The sequence below is a fragment of the Candidatus Nanopelagicales bacterium genome (assembly GCA_041393815.1).
Classification (GTDB): domain Bacteria; phylum Actinomycetota; class Actinomycetes; order S36-B12; family JAWKJK01; genus JAWKJK01.
In genome coordinates, this window is record JAWKJK010000003.1 from 209484 (window position 1) to 226681 (window position 17198).

16 protein-coding genes are annotated in these 17198 nt (G+C 75.1%); 15 read left to right on the top strand and 1 reads right to left on the bottom strand.

Going from position 1 to position 17198, the window contains the following annotated elements; genetic code table 11:
- The first annotated feature begins 4 nt into the window (after nt 1-4).
- From R2737_10620 to R2737_10655, 8 genes are all read left to right on the top strand, one after another.
- Nucleotides 5-361 carry an FKBP-type peptidyl-prolyl cis-trans isomerase gene (locus tag R2737_10620; GenBank protein MEZ5116710.1) on the top strand — a complete coding sequence of 119 codons (357 nt, stop codon included), beginning with the start codon at nt 5-7 and terminating at the stop codon, nt 359-361.
- Nucleotides 362-456: 95 nt separating this feature from the next.
- Complete coding sequence (locus R2737_10625) at nt 457-1431, top strand: WYL domain-containing protein (protein ID MEZ5116711.1); 975 nt, start codon at nt 457-459, stop codon at nt 1429-1431.
- Nucleotides 1428-2429: a WYL domain-containing protein gene (locus R2737_10630; protein ID MEZ5116712.1), complete on the top strand. Its 1002-nt coding sequence runs from the start codon at nt 1428-1430 to the stop codon at nt 2427-2429. The genes R2737_10625 and R2737_10630 overlap by 4 nt, the downstream gene beginning before the upstream one ends.
- Nucleotides 2430-2583: 154 nt before the next feature.
- A complete protein-coding gene (locus R2737_10635) occupies nt 2584-2916 on the top strand; it encodes a hypothetical protein (GenBank protein MEZ5116713.1) in 333 nt (110 codons plus the stop codon).
- A 260-nt stretch (nt 2917-3176) separates the two neighbouring features.
- On the top strand, nt 3177-3503 hold the full coding sequence (tatA, locus tag R2737_10640; GenBank protein ID MEZ5116714.1) for a Sec-independent protein translocase subunit TatA: 327 nt from the start codon (nt 3177-3179) through the stop codon (nt 3501-3503).
- Between the two features lie 136 nt (nt 3504-3639).
- On the top strand, nt 3640-4569 hold the full coding sequence (gene tatC / locus R2737_10645) for a twin-arginine translocase subunit TatC (GenBank protein ID MEZ5116715.1): 930 nt from the start codon (nt 3640-3642) through the stop codon (nt 4567-4569).
- Between the two features lie 17 nt (nt 4570-4586).
- Nucleotides 4587-5489: a diacylglycerol kinase gene (locus R2737_10650; protein ID MEZ5116716.1), complete on the top strand. Its 903-nt coding sequence runs from the start codon at nt 4587-4589 to the stop codon at nt 5487-5489.
- 17 nt (nt 5490-5506) lie between these two features.
- The gene (locus R2737_10655) at nt 5507-8236 is read left to right on the top strand and encodes a DEAD/DEAH box helicase (GenBank protein MEZ5116717.1); all 2730 of its coding nucleotides are present in this window, start codon (nt 5507-5509) and stop codon (nt 8234-8236) included.
- A gap of 206 nt (nt 8237-8442) precedes the next feature.
- Here R2737_10655 and R2737_10660 read toward each other — a convergent pair whose 3' ends face one another.
- Nucleotides 8443-9423, bottom strand: a complete 981-nt coding sequence (locus tag R2737_10660) for a 5'-3' exonuclease H3TH domain-containing protein (protein ID MEZ5116718.1) — start codon at nt 9421-9423, stop codon at nt 8443-8445.
- Between the two features lie 60 nt (nt 9424-9483).
- On the opposite strand from R2737_10660, the gene R2737_10665 reads away from it, so the two are divergent.
- The 7 genes from R2737_10665 to R2737_10695 are packed head-to-tail and all read left to right on the top strand — an operon-like array spanning nt 9484 to nt 17061.
- The gene (locus tag R2737_10665; GenBank protein MEZ5116719.1) at nt 9484-10617 is read left to right on the top strand and encodes a Xaa-Pro peptidase family protein; all 1134 of its coding nucleotides are present in this window, start codon (nt 9484-9486) and stop codon (nt 10615-10617) included.
- A gap of 47 nt (nt 10618-10664) precedes the next feature.
- Entirely contained in the window at nt 10665-11105 is a 441-nt protein-coding gene (locus R2737_10670; protein MEZ5116720.1) for an Lrp/AsnC family transcriptional regulator, read from the top strand.
- Between the two features lie 7 nt (nt 11106-11112).
- Nucleotides 11113-12741, top strand: a complete 1629-nt coding sequence (locus tag R2737_10675; protein ID MEZ5116721.1) for an amidohydrolase family protein — start codon at nt 11113-11115, stop codon at nt 12739-12741.
- Nucleotides 12742-12744: 3 nt separating this feature from the next.
- On the top strand, nt 12745-14013 hold the full coding sequence (locus tag R2737_10680) for a cation:proton antiporter (GenBank protein ID MEZ5116722.1): 1269 nt from the start codon (nt 12745-12747) through the stop codon (nt 14011-14013).
- 39 nt (nt 14014-14052) lie between these two features.
- Nucleotides 14053-15699, top strand: a complete 1647-nt coding sequence (gene lnt, locus R2737_10685; GenBank protein ID MEZ5116723.1) for an apolipoprotein N-acyltransferase — start codon at nt 14053-14055, stop codon at nt 15697-15699.
- Nucleotides 15696-16508, top strand: a complete 813-nt coding sequence (locus R2737_10690; protein MEZ5116724.1) for a polyprenol monophosphomannose synthase — start codon at nt 15696-15698, stop codon at nt 16506-16508. The genes lnt and R2737_10690 overlap by 4 nt, the downstream gene beginning before the upstream one ends.
- A 4-nt stretch (nt 16509-16512) precedes the next feature.
- Nucleotides 16513-17061: an FxsA family protein gene (locus R2737_10695; GenBank protein ID MEZ5116725.1), complete on the top strand. Its 549-nt coding sequence runs from the start codon at nt 16513-16515 to the stop codon at nt 17059-17061.
- Nucleotides 17062-17198: the final 137 nt, after the last annotated feature.

Genomic DNA, 17198 nt, shown 5'->3' on the forward strand with positions numbered 1-17198 from the left:
CGCCATGGACAAGCCCGAGATCGACTTCATCGAGGGCCCGCCGCCGGCCGACCTGGTCATCACCGACCTCGTCGTCGGCGACGGCGCCGAGGCGGTCCCTGGTGCCACCGTGCTGGTGCACTACGTGGGCGTGGACTTCGAGAACGGCGAGGAGTTCGACGCCTCCTGGAACCGCGGCGAGCCGATCTCCTTCCCGTTGCGTGGCCTGATCCAGGGCTGGCAGGACGGCATCCCGGGCATGAAGGTCGGCGGCCGGCGTCAGCTGGTCATCCCGCCGGCGCTGGCGTACGGCGAGACCGGCGGCCACCGACTGGCCGGCCGGACCCTGGTGTTCGTCATCGACCTCCTCGACGTCTCCTGACGACGCCTGACTCGACGCCCGACCCGCGACCGCCCGCGGAGGTAGCGACGACCACCCGGCGGACCGAGCGGCTGCTCAATCTCCTGTTCTGCCTGATGGCGGCGGGCCGCCCGGTGTCCCGCGCGCAGATCCGGGCCGTGGTCGCGGGCTACGCCGACAGCCCCAGTGGCGACGCCTTCGAGCGGATGTTCGAGCGCGACAAGGACGAGCTGCGCGGGATGGGGATCCCGGTGGAGACCGTCGTCAACGCCGGGGGCGAGGTCGAGGGCTACCGGATCCGGCGGGAGGACTACGCGCTGCCGCCGGTGCGGTTCAGCGCGGAGGAGCTCGCCGTGCTCGGCCTGGCGGCCCGGGCCTGGGAGCAGGCCAGCCTGGGCCCCGCCGCGGCCGCCGCCCTGCGCAAGCTCGAGGCGTCCGGGGGCGGCGTGGCCGCGCCGGACGGGCTGGGCGTCACGACCCGGGTGGCGCCGGCCGATGCGGCGTTCCTGCCGCTCAGCGCCGCCGTGCGCCACCGGCGCGAGGTCCGTTTCGACTACCGCCGTCCGGGCCAGGAGGAGGTCCTGACCCGCCGGGTCCACCCCTGGGGCCTGGTCTCGCGGCGGGGCCGCTGGTACCTCGTCGGGTTCGACCTCGACCGCGACGCCGAGCGCGTCTTCCGGCTGTCCCGCATCGTGGGGACGCCGCGCCCCGTCGGCGACCCGGGGGCCTTCGACCTCCCCGCCGGCGTGGACCCGCGTGACCTCGTCGGCCGCGGGGGCGACCCTGACCGCGGGCCCGTGCGGGCCGTCGTGCGGCTGCGACCCGGGGCGGCCCACCGGCTCCGCCGCTGGGGCGCGCCGGGAGGAACCCGGCCGGCCGGCACCGAGGACGCCGTGGGCGAACCCGCCGCGGGGGCGCCCGCAGCCGGCGACCTGGTCGTGCTCGCCGGTGCCGACGAGGAGTCGCTGGCGGCCGAGATCGCGGCCGTGGGCGACGCGGCCGTGGTCGTGTCCCCGGCCGAGGTCCGCGCGGCGGTGCTGCGCCGCCTGCGACACGTGCGCGACGCCCACGCACCGGGAGCGCACTCGTGACCGGCCGAGACACCCGAGGCGGACCGCCGACGGTCCCGGCCGCAGCGGAGCAGCTGTCCCGGCTGCTGGCGCTGGTGCCGTGGCTCAGCGCCCACGACGGGGTGACGGTCGCGGAGGCGGCCGAGCACTTCGGCGTGACTCCCGACCAGCTCGAGCGGGACCTGTGGCTGCTCGTCGTCACCGGGCTGCCCGGCCACCTGCCGGACCAGCTGGTGGACATCCAGTTCTGGGACGACGGGGGACGGATCCACGTCCTGGATCCGCAGACCCTGGGCCGGCCGCTGCGGCTGTCGCCGGACGAGGCCATGGCGCTGCTGGTCGGGCTGCGGCTGCTGGCGCAGGTGCCTGGCGACCACGACCGGGCCGCGCTCGCGTCCGCCACGGCCACGCTGGAGCGCGCGGCGGGGGACGCCGCCCACGGCAGTGCCCGGGTGCAGGTGAGCGTCGAGAGCCCGGACGTGGCGTCCGGGCCGGTGGAGCAGGCCGTGCGGGAGCGCCGCGCGCTGCGGCTGCGCTACCTCGGCGGGGCGCGCGACGAGGTCACCGAGCGGGTCGTGGACCCGCTGCGGATCCTGGTGGTGGGGGACCGGCCGTACCTGGTGGGGTGGTGCCGTCGGGCCGGGGCGGTGCGTACCTTCCGCCTCGACCGGGTGCTCCACGCCGAGGTGCTGGCCGAGCCGGCAGCGCCCCCGCCGGACGCCGCAGTGCGATCCGTCGAGCCCGGGGGCCTGCGCCCCGAGGACGCGACGGTCGTGACCGTCGAGCTGCGGCCGGAGGCGCGCTGGGCGGCGGACCAGCCGGCCGCCCTGTCGGCCGAGGAGACCCCGGACGGGAGTCTGCGGGTCCGGTTCGCGGTCGGCGACCCGGCCTGGATCGTGGGCCAGGCGCTGCGCTGGGGCGGCGCCGGGCGGGTCGTCGCGCCCCCCGAGGTCGTCACGGCGGTCCGGGACGCAGCCGAGGCCGCGCTCGCCGGGTACGGGGATCCTCCGGACGGCTGACCCCGATCGGGACCGACGGCCCCACCTGCCGGCCGACCGGCCCCCGGACCCTCCGGCGCTCAAGTCACCACCCGAGCCCTGCCGATGCACTCAGCGGTTCGAGCAGCACGACATTCGAGCAGCACCGCGGACGCAGGGAACGAAGGTGAGGACGATGACCACCATCAAGGCCACCTGCCCCCTCTGCGGGGACGTGGACCTCGCCCCCCGTGACGTCCGGGTCGTCGATGCCCTCACCGCCGGCTGGGCCAGCTACGAGTTCACCTGCCCGCAGTGCCAGGAGCTCGTGCACAAGGGTGCCGACGCCGAGGTCGTGCAGCTGCTCGCCGGCGCCGGGGTCCGGGTCGACCACCTCGACATCCCCGCCGAGGCCCTCGAGCCGCACGACGGGCCGCCGATCGGATACGACGACGTCCTCGACTTCGTGCTGCACCTCGGCATCGTCGACGCCCTGGCGTCGGTGGTCGCCGCCGAGATCCGCGCCTGAGCCGCCCGAAGGCCATCCCGGACCGTCGTCCCCCGCGAACCACCGCCCCCGCCGCGTCCCGACGGGGGCGGTGACGTGTCCGGACCGGCCGCCGCGGCGACGTCTCCTAGGTCACACCGAGGATCCGTCGTACTCTGGGGTTCGCGCCCGCACCGGCGGGTGCCCACGGCAGCGCCGCACCGGCGCTGCGACACGGGTTCGGGACCGGACCCACGACCCCTGCGCCGACCCCGGCGCGTGACCGCGGAGGCTGCCCGACCATGCGACTGCCCCAGGGCTGGGAGTGGCTGATCATCGTCCTGCTCATCGTGCTGCTGTTCGGCGCCAAGCGCCTGCCGGACGCCGCCCGGGGGCTGGGACGGTCGCTGCGCATCTTCAAGGCGGAGACCAAGGGCCTGGCCGAGGACACCAAGAACGCCGCCAAGGAGGACGCCACCGGTGCTGACGAGACCCCGGCCGTGACGGCCGCGGACAAGCCGGCCGTGACCGCGGAGGCGCAGCCCGCCCCGCACGCCGCTCCGGCGCAGCCCGCGCAGCCCGCGGCCGAGGCAACCGCGGCGCCCGCGGAGCAGCGCGCCGAGGGCTGAACCCCGACCCGCGTCCGGCCGAGCCCGCCCTGCTGGACCGGTCGCCCGGCCGTGCCACCGGGACCCGCACCACTGACCGCCCCGACCCTTCCCGCCCCGACCCTTCCCGCCCCGAGCCGACCATGACCGGACGTCCGTGACCGCCACCGAGGAGACCGCCAAGGGCGGCCGCCGTCGCTCCCCGCGCGACGACCAGGGCTCGATGACCCTGGTCGAGCACCTGCGCGAGCTGCGGACGCGGCTGGTCAAGGCCGGCCTGGCCATCCTCGTCGGCATGGTCGTCGGGTGGATCTACTACCCGCAAATCTTCAGCTTCCTCAGCCAGCCGTTCGAAGCGGTGATCGAGCAGGCCCGCGCCGAGGGCCGCGACGTCACCCTGGCCCTCACCGGTGTCGCCGACCCGTTCGTCCTGCAGATCCAGATCTCCGCCTTCGCCGGGCTCGTCCTGGCCGCGCCCGTGTGGCTGTACCAGCTGTGGCGCTACGTCACCCCGGGTCTGCACCGCAACGAGAAGAAGTGGGCGTACGTCTTCGCCGCGGTCGCGACGCCGCTGTTCGCCGCCGGCGTCGTGATGGCGTACGTGGTGCTGCCCTACGGCCTGCAGATCCTCTTCGGCTTCACGCCCGACGGTGTCGAGAACATCGTCTCGGTCGACAAGTACCTGTCGTTCTTCATCCGCACCGTGCTGATCTTCGGCGTCGGCTTCCTGCTGCCGCTGCTGGTCGTGATGCTGAACTTCGCCGGCGTGCTGTCGGGCCGCAAGCTGATCTCGTGGTGGCGCGGGATCATCGTGGGCGTCTTCATCTTCGCCGCCATCGCGACCCCGACCGGGGACCCGGTCAACCTGATGCTGCTGGCCGGTCCGATCCTGCTGCTGGTCGCAGCGGCTGTCGGCATCTCGCTGCTCAACGACCGGCGACGGGCCAAGCGCCGCGGCGCCGAGCCGTCGTACGAGACGTGGGAGGACGACGAGGCGTCGCCGATGCCGGTGGTCGACCTCGACCCGGCCGACGACCTGCCCTCGGCCCTCGACGACGATCCCGAGCCGGGGCCGGACGCCCGCTGACGCTAGGGTGCCCGGCCATGAGTGCTCGGGTGGCCCTGCTGGTGAACCCCACCTCCGGCCGCGGTCGCGGCGGCCGGCTGGCCCCCGTGGCCGCGCGTCGCCTCCTCGATCGCGGCGTCGATGTCACCGTCCACGTGGGAGCGTCCCCCGCCGACATGGAGCGGCTGGCCCGGGAGGCGGTGGCCGACGGGGTCGACGCGGTGGTGGCCTGCGGCGGCGACGGCACCGTCAACCTGGTGCTGCAGGCGGTCGCGGGCACGCAGACCCCGCTGGGCATGGTCCCCGTCGGCACCGGGGACGACAACGCCCGCACCATGGGCATCCCGCTGGAGGACCCTGCCGCGGCGGCCGACGTGGTCGCCGACGGGTTCGTCCGCACGGTGGACGCCGCGACCGTCGAGTCCGCCGACGGCACCCGGCGCTGGTTCGTCGGGGTGCTCAGCAGCGGCTTCGACTCCAACGTCAACGAGCGCGCGAACCGCATCTCCTGGCCCAAGGGCCAGGCCCGCTACATGGTGTCCATCCTGGGCGAGCTGCGGACGTTCCGGCCGGTGGACTACCGGGTCGTGCTCGACGACGAGGAGTTCGTCGGGCGCGGCATGCTGGTGTCGGTCGGCAACGGCATCAGCTACGGCGGCGGGATGAAGGTGTGCCCGGGCGCCGTCGTGGACGACGGGCTGCTGGACCTCACCTGGCTGCACGAGGTCGGCAAGGGCACGTTCCTCAAGGTCTTCCCCAGCGTGTTCAAGGGCACCCACGTGGACCACCCGTCGGTGACGACGCACCGGGGCCGGCGGGTCCGGATCGAGGCGGACGGGCAGATCGCCTACGCCGACGGGGAGCGGATCGGTCCGCTGCCGATCGAGGTCGAGGTGCACCCCGGCGCGCTGCGCGTCCTGGTCCCGCGACCGACGAGCTGAGGGCCTAGCCTGCGGGTATGACGTCGCCGGCGGAGCGGTACGCCGCGTCGCGGCGACGGGCCCGCGAGCAGGCCACCGAGCTGCACGCGTTCCGGTCCCTGTACCCGTTCGAGCTCGACGACTTCCAGGTCGAGGCCTGCCGCGCGCTGGAGGACGGCCGCGGGGTCCTGGTGGCCGCGCCGACCGGGTCCGGCAAGACGGTCGTGGGCGAGTTCGCCGTGCACCTGGCGATCGCGTCCGGCACCAAGTGCTTCTACACCACCCCGATCAAGGCGCTGTCCAACCAGAAGTTCCACGACCTGGTCGAGCGCTACGGCCCCGAGCGCGTGGGCCTGCTCACCGGTGACAACACGATCAACGGGGAGGCCCCGGTCGTCGTGATGACGACCGAGGTGCTGCGCAACATGCTCTACGCGGGCTCCCTCACGCTGTCCGGGCTGTCGTACGTCGTCATGGACGAGGTGCACTACCTGGCCGACCGCTTCCGCGGGGCGGTATGGGAGGAGGTCCTCATCCAGCTGCCCGAGCACGTCGCCGTGGTCGCGCTGTCCGCCACGGTCAGCAACGCCGAGGAGTTCGGCGACTGGCTGCGCACCGTGCGCGGCGACACCGAGGTCGTGGTCGAGGAGCACCGCCCGGTGCCGCTGTGGCAGCACGTGATGGCCGGCCCCCGGCTGTACGACCTGTTCGTCGACGACGAGCAGACCCGGGTCAACCCCGAGCTGGTGCGCCTGGCCCGCGACGAGCAGCGCGCCGACAAGATGCGCGACGTACGGCCCCAGCGCGGTCGGCGGAGGCTACGCGGACCCAACACGCCGTCGCGGGTCGAGGTCGTGGAGCGACTGGGCCGGGAGGGCCTGCTGCCGGCGATCGTCTTCATCTTCAGCCGGGCCGGCTGCGACGCGGCGGTGCGGCAGTGCCTCGCCGCGGGGCTGCGGCTGACCGACGGACGCGAGCGGGACCGGATCCGCGCGATCGCCGAGCAGCGCTGCGTCGACCTGGCCCGCGAGGATCTGGCGGTCCTCGGCTACGGCGAGTGGCTCGACGGTCTCGAGCGCGGCATCGCCTCGCACCACGCCGGGCTCCTCCCGACGTTCAAGGAGGTCGTCGAGGAACTGTTCCAGGAGGGCCTGATCAAGGTCGTGTTCGCGACCGAGACGCTGGCCCTGGGCATCAACATGCCGGCGCGCTCGGTCGTGCTGGAACGGCTGATCAAGTGGAACGGCGAGGCGCACGTCGACATCAGCGCGGGGGAGTACACCCAGCTCACCGGGCGGGCGGGGCGCCGCGGGATCGATGTCGAGGGCCACGGGATCGTGGTCTGGTTCCCCGGCCTGGACCCCGGCAGCCTGGCCGGCCTGGCGTCGACGCGGACGTACCCGCTCCGGTCGTCGTTCCGGCCCTCGTACAACATGGCGGTCAACCTGGTCGCCCAGCTCGGCCGGCACGCCGCCCGCGAGGTGCTGGAGACGTCGTTCGCCCAGTTCCAGGCCGACCGCGCCGTCGTGGGGCTGGCCGCCCAGGTGCGCCGCAACGAGGAGGCGCTGGAGGGCTACCGCGAGGCGATGAGCTGCCACCTCGGCGACTTCGAGGAGTACGCGCGGCTGCGCAACGAGCTCAGCCAGCGGGAGCGGGAGCTGTCCAAGCACGGCGCGGCGCAACGGCGGTCCCGGGTCGCGGACTCGCTGGTGGCGCTGCGCCCCGGCGATGTGGTGTTCCTCCCGTCCGGTCGCCGTACCGGTCCGGTCGTGGTCGTGGACCGCGGGTTCGACGAGCGCAGCGGCGAGGCCCGGCCGCTGGTCGTGACGCTCGACCGGCAGCTGCGACGGGTCACGGCCGAGGAGCTGTCGGCGCCGCTGGAGTCGGTGCTGCACCTGCACCTGGGCCGCAGCTTCAGCGCCCGGTCGGCCACCGCCCGCCGGCACCTGGCGCAGCAGTTGCGCGACCGGACCCACGGGATGCACCCGCCCAAGCGCGGCCGCACCCCGTCGACGGCCGCGGACGACCAGGTGATCCGCGACCTGCGCAACGCCCTGCGGCACCACCCCTGCCACGGCTGCGACCAGCGGGAGGACCACGCGCGCTGGGCCGAGCGCTACTACCGGCTCGAGCGCGACACCGCCGCCCTGGTGCGCCGGGTGGAGAGCCGGACCAACACCATCGCCCGGCAGTTCGACCGGGTGTGCGAGGTGCTGCACGAGCTGGGCTACCTCAGCTCCGACGGCGACGACGCGGTGGTCACCGAGCCGGGACGCACCTTGATGCGGCTGTACGGCGAGTCCGACCTGCTGGCCGCGGAGTGCCTGCGGACCGGGCCGTGGGACGGCCTGGGTCCCGCCGAGCTGGCCTGCGTCGCGGCGGCGCTGGTGTACGAGGGACGGGGCGACGACGACGAGGGGCCGCCCCGGCTGCCGGGCGGCCGGGTCCGCGAGGTGCTGCACGAGATGGTCTCGCTGTGGGGGGACCTGGACGACCTGGAGAAGCGGCACCAGTTGTCGTTCCTGCGCGAGCCCGACCTCGGCTTCTGCTGGGCGGCGCACCGGTGGGCGTCCGGGGCCCGGCTGGAGTCGGTGCTGCTGGAGTCCGCGCTCACCCCCGGCGACTTCGTCCGCTGGTGCAAGCAGGTCATCGACGTGCTCGGCCAGATCGCCGACGCGGCCGGCGCGGACACCCGGCTGCGCGAGACCGCGCACGCCGCCGCCGACCGCGTCACCCGCGGCGTGGTCGCCTACTCCTCCGTCGGCTGACCCGCGCCCCCGTCTCCCGCGCCCGTGCGCCCCGGGCCCCGCACACCTGACGCCTTACTGCTCCGCGAGTGCTCGCTCGTGGGGGTTTCGGGACCGTCCCGAAACCCCCACGAGCGAGCACTCGACGGGGAGCAGCGAAGGCCGTGCGCTCCCTCGGCGCCCGGCGCCCCGCGCCCGGCGCCCCGCGCTCGGCGCGCGGTGGCGCGTCAGGCGCCGGCAGCGAGGGCGGCGAGGACGCGGGAGACGCTCCCGCCCAGGCCCCAGCGCTCCGCCAGGGCGCCCAGCAGGTCCGGGTCGGGCGGGGCGGACGGCAGCCGTGCGTCGTGCTCCGGAAGGGCGACGTCGGTGGCCACGCGCACCACCGGCTCCGCCCGTTCCAGGTAGTCCGCGGCGGCCAGCAGGGCGGCGCGTACCGCCGGTGTCATCGGGCGGACGCTGGTCGGGTCGGCCGCCACCGCGCGGACCCCCGCGAGATCACCGAAGGCGTCGACCAGCCGGGCCGCGGTCTTCTCCCCGACCCCGCGGACGCCGGGAAGCCCGTCGGACGCGTCACCCCGGAGCACCGCGAAGTCGGCGTACACGGCCGGGTCGACGCCGTACCGCTCGCGCACGGCCGGGCCGTCCAGCTCCTGCCACTTCGGCATCCCGCCCGCCACGGTGTACAGCACCGCGACCCCTCGGTCGTCGTCCACCACCTGGAACAGGTCCCGGTCCCCGGTCACCACCAGTGTCGGCCCGGCGGCGGTGGCGGCCAGGGTCCCGATCACGTCGTCGGCCTCGTACCCCGGAGCACCGACGCGGGCGATGCCCAGAGCGGCCAGCACGTCGACGATGACGGGGACCTGCGGGGAGAGCGTGTCCGGCACCTCCTCCGTGCCGTCGCCCGAGCCCTCGTCGAGCGAGCCGTCCAGCGGCGCACCGGTGTCGGGGTCCACCCCGCCGAGCACGCGATGACCCTTGTACGACGGGACCAGGTCGACCCGCCACTGCGGGCGCCAGTCGTCGTCCCAGCAGCACACCAGCCGCTCGGGGCGGTACGTCTCCACCAGCCGGGCGATCGTGTCCAGCAGGCCCCGGACCGCGTTGACCGGGGTCCCGTCCGGCGCCGTCATCCCCTCCGGCACCGAGTAGTACGCGCGGAAGTACAGCGACGCGGTGTCGAGCAGCAGCAGGCTCCGGGCGGTCACGGCGCCATGCTGCACCAACGCGACACCGCGGCAGGGCTCGGCTCCGGATACGGTGCGCCGGTGACCAGCGCCTCCGCCGCCCCGACGCACCCGCCCGTCTCCGACCTCAGGGACCGACTGGCCCGCGCGGCATCGCACGCCGCCGACCGTGGCGTCGACGCGCTGCTCGTCACGCCGGGCCCGGACCTGCGCTACCTGACCGGCTACGACGCGATCCCGCTGGAACGGCTCACCTGCCTGGTGCTGCCGGCCACCGGCGACCCGGTGCTGGTGGCGCCCGGCCTGGAGAAGGCGGCCGCCCTGGCCAGCCCGGTGGGGGAACTGGGGCTGGAGGTCGCCACCTGGGGCGAGATCGACGACCCGTATGCCCTCGTCGCGAGCATGGTGCGCACCGGCTCCGTGGTGGGCCTGGACAACCACATGTGGGCCGAGAAGGTGCTGGCGCTGGCCGCCGCCATGCCGGAGGTCCGGCAGACCCTCGCCGGTGAGGTGCTGCGCGAACTGCGCATGCGCAAGAGCCCGGACGAGGTGGCGGCACTGCTCCGGGCCGGCGAGGCCATCGACCGGGTGCACGCCCAGGTGCCGGAATGGCTGCGCGCCGGACGGACCGAGCGCGAGGTCGGGCAGGACATCGCCGACGCGATCCTGGCCGCGGGGCACGTACGGGTCGACTTCGTCATCGTGGGCAGCGGCCCCAACGGCGCCAGCCCGCACCACGAGCTCAGCGACCGGGTGATCCAGCCCGGGGACCCGGTGGTCGTCGACATCGGGGGGACCATGCCGGACGGCTACTGCAGCGACGAGACCCGCACCTACTCGGTCGGGGAGCCGCCCGCGGACTTCCTCGCGTACTACTCCGCCCTCGAGGCCGCGCAGGCGGCGGCGGTCGCCCACGTACGACCGGGCGTCACCTGCGAGAGCGTCGACGCGGTGGCCCGCGACGCCCTCACCCGGGCCGGGTACGGCGAGCGGTTCATCCACCGCACCGGGCACGGCATCGGCCTGGAGACGCACGAGGAGCCGTACATCGTGGCGGGCAACACGCTGCCGATGGAGGAGGGCTTCGCGTTCAGCGTCGAGCCGGGCGTCTACCTCGAGGGCCGGCACGGCGCCCGGATCGAGGACATCGTCGTCTGCGGCCCGGACGGTCCGGTGCTGATGAACCAGCGGCCCCGCGGCCTGGTCGTCGTCTGACCGCAAACCCCCCGTCCCGGGGCGCCGGGAACCCTAGGGTTCGTGGCGTGGAAGAGCTGGACCGCGAGATCGTCCGCCTGCTGACCTCGGACGGTCGGATGTCGTACACCGACCTGGGCCGGGCCACCGGCCTGTCGACGTCTGCGGTGCACCAGCGGGTACGTCGGCTGGAGCAGCGTGGTGTCATCCAGGGCTACACGGCCGTCGTCGACCCCGATGCGCTGGGCCTGCCGCTGACGGCCTTCGTCTCGATCAAGCCGATCGACCCGTCGGAGCCCGACGACGCCCCCGAGCGGCTGCGCGAGGTGCGGCACATCGAGGCCTGCCACTCGGTCGCGGGTGACGAGAGCTACATCCTCAAGGTGCGGGTCGCGTCGCCGGCGGACCTGGAGGCGCTGCTCGCCGAGATCCGCGCCACCGCGAACGTGTCCACCCGGACCACGGTCGTCCTGTCCACGCCGTACGAGAACCGCCCCCCGCACGCCTGAGCCGTCGGTGAGCGAACCCGGGCCGCCGACGCGGCGCACCCTGTTCCGCGGGGGACACGTGTACTCCCCGGCCGACCCGTTCGCGACCGCGATGCTCGTCGACGGCGACCGGGTCGCGTGGATCGGCGAGGACGGTGCGGTCGACGCGCACCGGGACGCGGTGGACGTGGTCGTCGACCTCGACGGCGCACTGGTCACCCCGGCCTTCGTCGACGCGCACGTCCACGCCACGTCCACCGGGCTCGCGCTCACCGGCCTGGACCTGACGGGCGCGTCCTCCCTCGCGCAGGCGCTGGACCTGCTGGAGCGGCACGCCCGGGCGGCCCGAGGGCACCACGTGCTCGGCCACGGCTGGGACGAGACCCGCTGGCCCGAGGGACGCCCGCCGACCCGCCAGGAGCTGGACCGCGCCTCGTACGGGAGCGTCGTCTACCTCACGCGCATCGACGTGCACTCGGCGGTCGCCTCCTCGGCGCTGCTGGCGGCGCTGCCGGAGATCCGCGGGCTGGACGGGTACGACGACTCCGGCCTGCTCACCCGCGCCGCGCATCACGCCGCGCGGGCCGAGGCCCTCGCGACCGTGTCGCCCGCGCAGCGGGAGGCCGCCCAGCGGGCTGCGCTGGACCGGGCCGTGGCGTTGGGGATCGGCAGCGTCCACGAGATGGCCGGGCCCGACATCAGCGGGGAGGACGACCTGCGCGCCCTGCTGGCGCTCGCGGCCGAGGGCGGCGGCCCGGACGTCGTCGGCTACTGGGGCGAGCTGCACGGTGTCGAGCGGGCGCTGGCGCTGGGGGCCCGCGGTGCGGCGGGGGACCTGTTCGCCGACGGCGCGCTGGGCTCGCACACGGCCTGCCTGCGGTCGCCGTACGCCGACGACGACACCTGGGGGGCGGCGTACCTCGACGTCGCCGACGTACGCGAGCACGTCGCCGCCTGCACCCGCGCCGGGCTGCAGGCCGGGTTCCACGTCATCGGGGACGCCGCCGCGGACACCGTGGTCGCCGGGCTGAGCGCCGCCGCGGAGGAGGTCGGCGCCGACGCGGTCCGCGCCCGCGGCCACCGGCTGGAGCACGTCGAGCTGCTCGCGGACGACCACCTGCGGGTCCTGGCCGACCTCGGGGTCTACGCCAGCGTGCAGCCGGTCTTCGACGCACTGTGGGGCGGTCCCGACGGCATGTACGTCCAGCGGCTCGGCGCCGACCGCGCCGCGACCATGAACCGGTTCGCCGACATGGCCGCCGCCGGGGTGGCGCTCGTCCTCGGCTCCGACGCCCCGGTCACCCCGCTCGGCCCCTGGGAGGCGGTCCGGGCAGCCGCGTTCCACCACACTCCGACGCAGCGGCTCAGCGTCCGCGCGGCCTTCGCCGCCCACACCCGCGGCGGCTGGCGGGCGGCGGGCGTCCCCGACGGGGGAGTCCTCGTGCCCGGGGCGGCCGCCACGTACGCCGTCTGGCGGGCCGGCGACCTGGTCGTGCAGGCACCCGATGCGCGGGTCGCGGCCTGGTCGACCGACCCCCGCTCCGGCACGCCCGGGCTGCCGGACCTCACGCCCGGCGTCCCGGCGCCGGCATGCGCGCGCACCGTCGTCCGCGGTCGACAGGCGTACGACGACGGCAGCCTCGTGGGTCGGGCCTGAGCCGTGGAGCTGCCGCTGATCGTCCTGGTCGCGCTGCTGATCGTCGGCTTCGGGCTGGCGGCGGAGCGACTCCAGCACTGGCAGGTCACGGCGCCCCTGGCGTTCACCGCGGCCGGGTTCCTGGTCGGGTGGCGCACCGACGCCGGTGTCGCCTTCGACCACGAGGGCATCAAGCTGCTGGCCGAGGTCACCCTCGTGCTGATCCTGTTCCACGACGCCTCGCAGGTGCGGGTGTCCCAGCTGCGCCACGACGCCGCGCTGCCCGCGCGACTGCTGCTCGTGGGCTTCCCGCTCACCGTGCTGGTCGGCACCGGCCTGACCGCGTGGCTGCTCCCCGCGGGCGGGGTGTGGGCGGCCCTGCTCATCGGGGCCGCGCTGGCTCCGACCGACGCCGGGCTGGGCGCCGCGACCGTCCTGAACCCCGCGGTGCCGGTGCGCGTCCGGCGCACGCTGAACGTGGAGAGCGGGCTCAACGACGGCCTGGCGACCCCGGTGGTGATCTTCGCGATCGTGGCGCTCGCGGGGGAGGAGGGGCTCGGGCCGGGGGTGAGCGTCCTGTCCGCGGCGCGGGAGCTCTCCCTCGGCCTGGTCGTCGGCATCGTGCTCGCCTGGCTGGGCGCCCGGCTGTTCCGCGCCAGCAGGTCGCACCGGTGGAGCACCGCGGAGTCGCGCTCGTTCGCCGTGCTCGCCCTCGCGATCCTGTGCTGGGGCGCGGCGCTGCTGATCGAGGGGAACGGCTTCATCGCAGCCTTCGTCGGCGGCCTGGTCTTCGGCAGCCTGGTCCCGCACCCGGACGGCGAGCAGGACCCCGAGGTGTTCGTCGAGCGGGTGTCCCTGCTCACCGGCATCGGCGTGTGGCTGCTGTTCGGCGCGGTCGGGGTGCCGCTGGCCATCGAGCTGTTCCAGTGGCAGTACGTCGTGCTGGCGGTGCTGCTGCTCACGGTGGCCCGCGCCGTGCCGGTCGCCCTCTCGCTCCTGGGGAGCGGCCTGCGGTGGCCCACGATCGCGTTCCTCGGGTGGTTCGGCCCGCGCGGGCTGGCGTCCCTGGTCTTCCTGCTGCTCGCCGCGGAGGAGCTGCAGCCCGAGCCCCCGCTGGCCGACGCCGCCGGCGTGATCACCGTGACCGTCCTGCTCAGCGTGGTGCTGCACGGGGTCACCGCGTCCCCGCTGGCGACCCGCTACGGGGCGTGGGCCGCGCGGACGGAGGCCCCGATCCTGCGCGAGTCCGCCACCGAGCCCCGGTCGCGTCGCTGGACCCTCGGGCCGTCCTGAGCGGGGGCCGCGGGCGGGTCGCGGGTTAGGGTCCGCTGCATGGAGCGACGGCGACCGACGGGGGCGGTCCTCGTCGTCGTCCGGCTGGCCGTGAGCGCGGTCAGCGGCGTGGCGCTCGCGCTCGCGTTCCCCCCGTACGACCTCACCTGGCTGGCGGTGCCCGCGGTCGCCGGGCTCACCTTGGCCGTGCGCGGCACCCGGCCGTGGTTCGCCGCCGTCCTCGGCCTGGTCACCGGTGTCCTCTTCTTCGGCAGCCTGGTCCAGTGGCTGTCGGTGGTGGGAACCGACGCCTGGCTGCTCCTGACGGCCTACTGCTCCCTGTGGATCGCCCTGGTGGGTGCCGGCACGGCGCTGCTGCAGCGGCTGCGCGGGTGGCCGCTGTGGGTCGCCACCCTGTGGGTGCTGCAGGAGGCGCTGCGCGACCGGGTGCCGATGGGGGGTTTCCCCTGGGGCCGGCTGGCGTACGCCCAGACGGAGACGGCGCTCACGCCGTACGCGGCCCTCGCCGGTGCGCCGCTGGTGACCTTCGCCACCGCGCTGGCGGGGGCGCTGCTGGCGTACGCGCTGCTGCGGCTGACGGTCCCCGACGGTGCCGGGCCGTCGCGCTGGCTGCGTCCTTCGGCCGCCCTCGCCGGCATCCTGCTGCTACTGGTCGCGTCGCGGCTCGTGCCGCTGCCGACCAGCGGGGAGACCGCAGACGGGCCGTCGTCGGCGGTGGTGGCCGTCGTCCAGGGGGACGTGCCGCAGACCGGCCTGGACGCCTTCGGCCAGCGACGTGCCGTCCTGGACAACCACGTCCGCGAGACCCTGCTGCTGGCCGAGCGGGTTGCCGCGGGCGAGGTCCCGCAGCCGGAGGCGGTCATCTGGCCGGAGAACGCCAGCGACCTCGACCCGTACGCGGTGCCGGAGGCGCGCGCCGCCATCGACGCCGCGGTCCGCGCGATCGGCGTCCCGGTCCTGGTCGGTGCCGTCGTGACCAACCCCGACGACCCCGCGACCGTGCTGAACGTGGGCATCGTGTGGGACCCGGTGACCGGTCCGGGGGAGCGCTACGCCAAGCGGCACCCGGTGCCCTTCGGTGAGTTCGTCCCGTTCCGGTCCGTGCTCTCCCGGTTCATCGACCGGTTCGACCGGGTGCCGCGGGACTTCGCGCCGGGCAACGGACCCGGGGTGCTGGACGTCGGTCCGGTGCGGGTCGGCGACGTCATCTGCTTCGAGGTCGCCTACGACACCGAGGTGCGCGACGCGGTGACCGCAGGCGGCCGGGTCCTGGTGGTGCAGACCAACAACGCGACGTACGGCCGAACCGGACAGCCGGAGCAGCAGCTGGCGATGTCCCGGCTGCGCGCGGTCGAGCACGGCCGGGCCGTCCTGGTGGCCGCCACCTCCGGCATCAGCGCGGTCATCGCCCCGGACGGGACCGTGGTCGCGTCGCTGCCCGAGTTCGTGGGCGGCAGCATCGTCCGCGAGGTGCCGCTGCGGGACACGCTCACTCTGGCCGACCGGGTCGGGGCGGTGCCGGAGGGGGTCGCGTCGCTGGTCGCCGTCGTGGCGCTGGTGCTGGCCTGGCGGCGTCGGGACGTAGGCTCGGGGGGTGACGGCGACGCCGTCGCCGTGGCCGTCGCCGAAGCCCCGCCGGGCCGGGACGCGCCCGTGACCGAGGACCCGGAGGCCCGTACCCGGTGAGCGACGCGCCTTCCGAGCCGCTGCCCGCCGTGCCCGTGCGTCCGCCGGTACGGCGACCGCTGGTCGTGATTCCCACCTACAACGAGCGGGACAACCTGGCGACGATCGTGCGCCGCACGCTCGAGGCGGAGCCGCGGGTCGACGTTCTCGTCGCCGACGACAACTCCCCGGACGGCACCGGCGACCTGGCCGACGCGATCGCCGCCGAGGAGCCGCGGGTGCACGTGATGCACCGGCTCGGCAAGGAGGGCCTGGGGGCGGCATACCTGGCCGGCTTCGCCTGGGCGCTGGAGCACGGCTACGACGCCGTCGTGGAGATGGACGCCGACGGGTCCCACCAACCCGAGCAACTGCCCCTGCTCCTGGCCGCGCTCGCCGACGCGGACCTCGTCCTCGGGTCCCGCTGGGTCCCCGGCGGGCGGGTGGAGAACTGGCCCCGGACCCGGGAGATCCTGTCCCGCGGCGGCAACCTCTACACCCGCCTGGTGCTCGACGTGCCGATGCGCGACGCGACCGGAGGGTTCCGGGCGTTCCGCGCCTCCACGCTGCGGGCGCTGGACCTGCACGGCGTGGCGTCGCAGGGCTACTGCTTCCAGGTGGACCTGGCCTACCGCGCGCACCAGCGCGGCCTGACCGTGGTGGAGGTGCCCATCACGTTCGTCGAGCGCCAGGTCGGCACCAGCAAGATGAGCCAGAAGATCGTGGCCGAGGCGCTGTGGCGGGTCACCGTGTGGGGAGCGGCCGACCGGCGGCGGCGCGTCCGGGCCTGGCGGGCGCGGCGGCGGGCCGCCCGAGCAGGAGCGGGGTGACGTCGTGGGAGGCCTGCTCGCGCTGATCGTGCTGGTGGTCTACCCGGTCACCGAGATCGCCGTGACGGTCTGGGTCGCCGGCATGGTGGGCTGGCTGGCGGTCCTGGGCATGTTCACCGTCGGCTTCTTCCTCGGCGGCCTGGTCATGCGGTGGGCCGGTGCGGCCGCAGCCCAGAGCCTGCGCTCCGCCAGCCGTACGGGAGAGCTGCCCGCGGGCGCGGTGGGCGACCACGCGCTGCTGTTCCTGGGCGGCCTCCTGATCGCGGTGCCCGGCTTCGTCACTGACGTGCTCGGCCTGCTGCTGGTCATCCCGCCCACCCGCTGGGCGGTCGCCTGGCTGGGCGGGCGCACGATCGGCCGGCGGCTACGAGCCCGCGGCTACTCCGTGGTGTCCGGGACGGCGCCTGACGGCACCCGCGTCACGCGGGTGGTGCCGGGGGACGTGATCGAGGGCGAGGTCGTCGAGGTCCACGACGACGAGCCGGGATCCGGCGGCGACGGGGCGTCCCCGCCGGACGACCCGCCCGGCCCGAGGCCGCTGCCACCGGCCTGAGCCCCCAGGCTGCGTGTCGCCCGAGCCTGCGTCGCCCGGGGGCCGTCGAGACCATCCCGGGACGCACGCGACCCCGTCCCAGGGGGAGCGGGGACGGGGTCGGCGGGGGTGCGGTGCGCGGCGTCCGGGCGGGGTCC

Bases quoted from the DNA above. Each gene is read 5' to 3' on its own strand.
- R2737_10620 (MEZ5116710.1), top strand. From the start codon at position 5: ATGGACAAGCCCGAGATCGACTTCATCGAGGGCCCGCCGCCGGCCGAC.
- R2737_10625 (MEZ5116711.1), top strand. From the start codon at position 457: ATGGCGGCGGGCCGCCCGGTGTCCCGCGCGCAGATCCGGGCCGTGGTC.
- R2737_10635 (MEZ5116713.1), top strand. From the start codon at position 2,584: ATGACCACCATCAAGGCCACCTGCCCCCTCTGCGGGGACGTGGACCTC.
- tatA (MEZ5116714.1), top strand. From the start codon at position 3,177: ATGCGACTGCCCCAGGGCTGGGAGTGGCTGATCATCGTCCTGCTCATC.
- R2737_10650 (MEZ5116716.1), top strand. From the start codon at position 4,587: ATGAGTGCTCGGGTGGCCCTGCTGGTGAACCCCACCTCCGGCCGCGGT.
- R2737_10655 (MEZ5116717.1), top strand. From the start codon at position 5,507: ATGACGTCGCCGGCGGAGCGGTACGCCGCGTCGCGGCGACGGGCCCGC.
- lnt (MEZ5116723.1), top strand. From the start codon at position 14,053: ATGGAGCGACGGCGACCGACGGGGGCGGTCCTCGTCGTCGTCCGGCTG.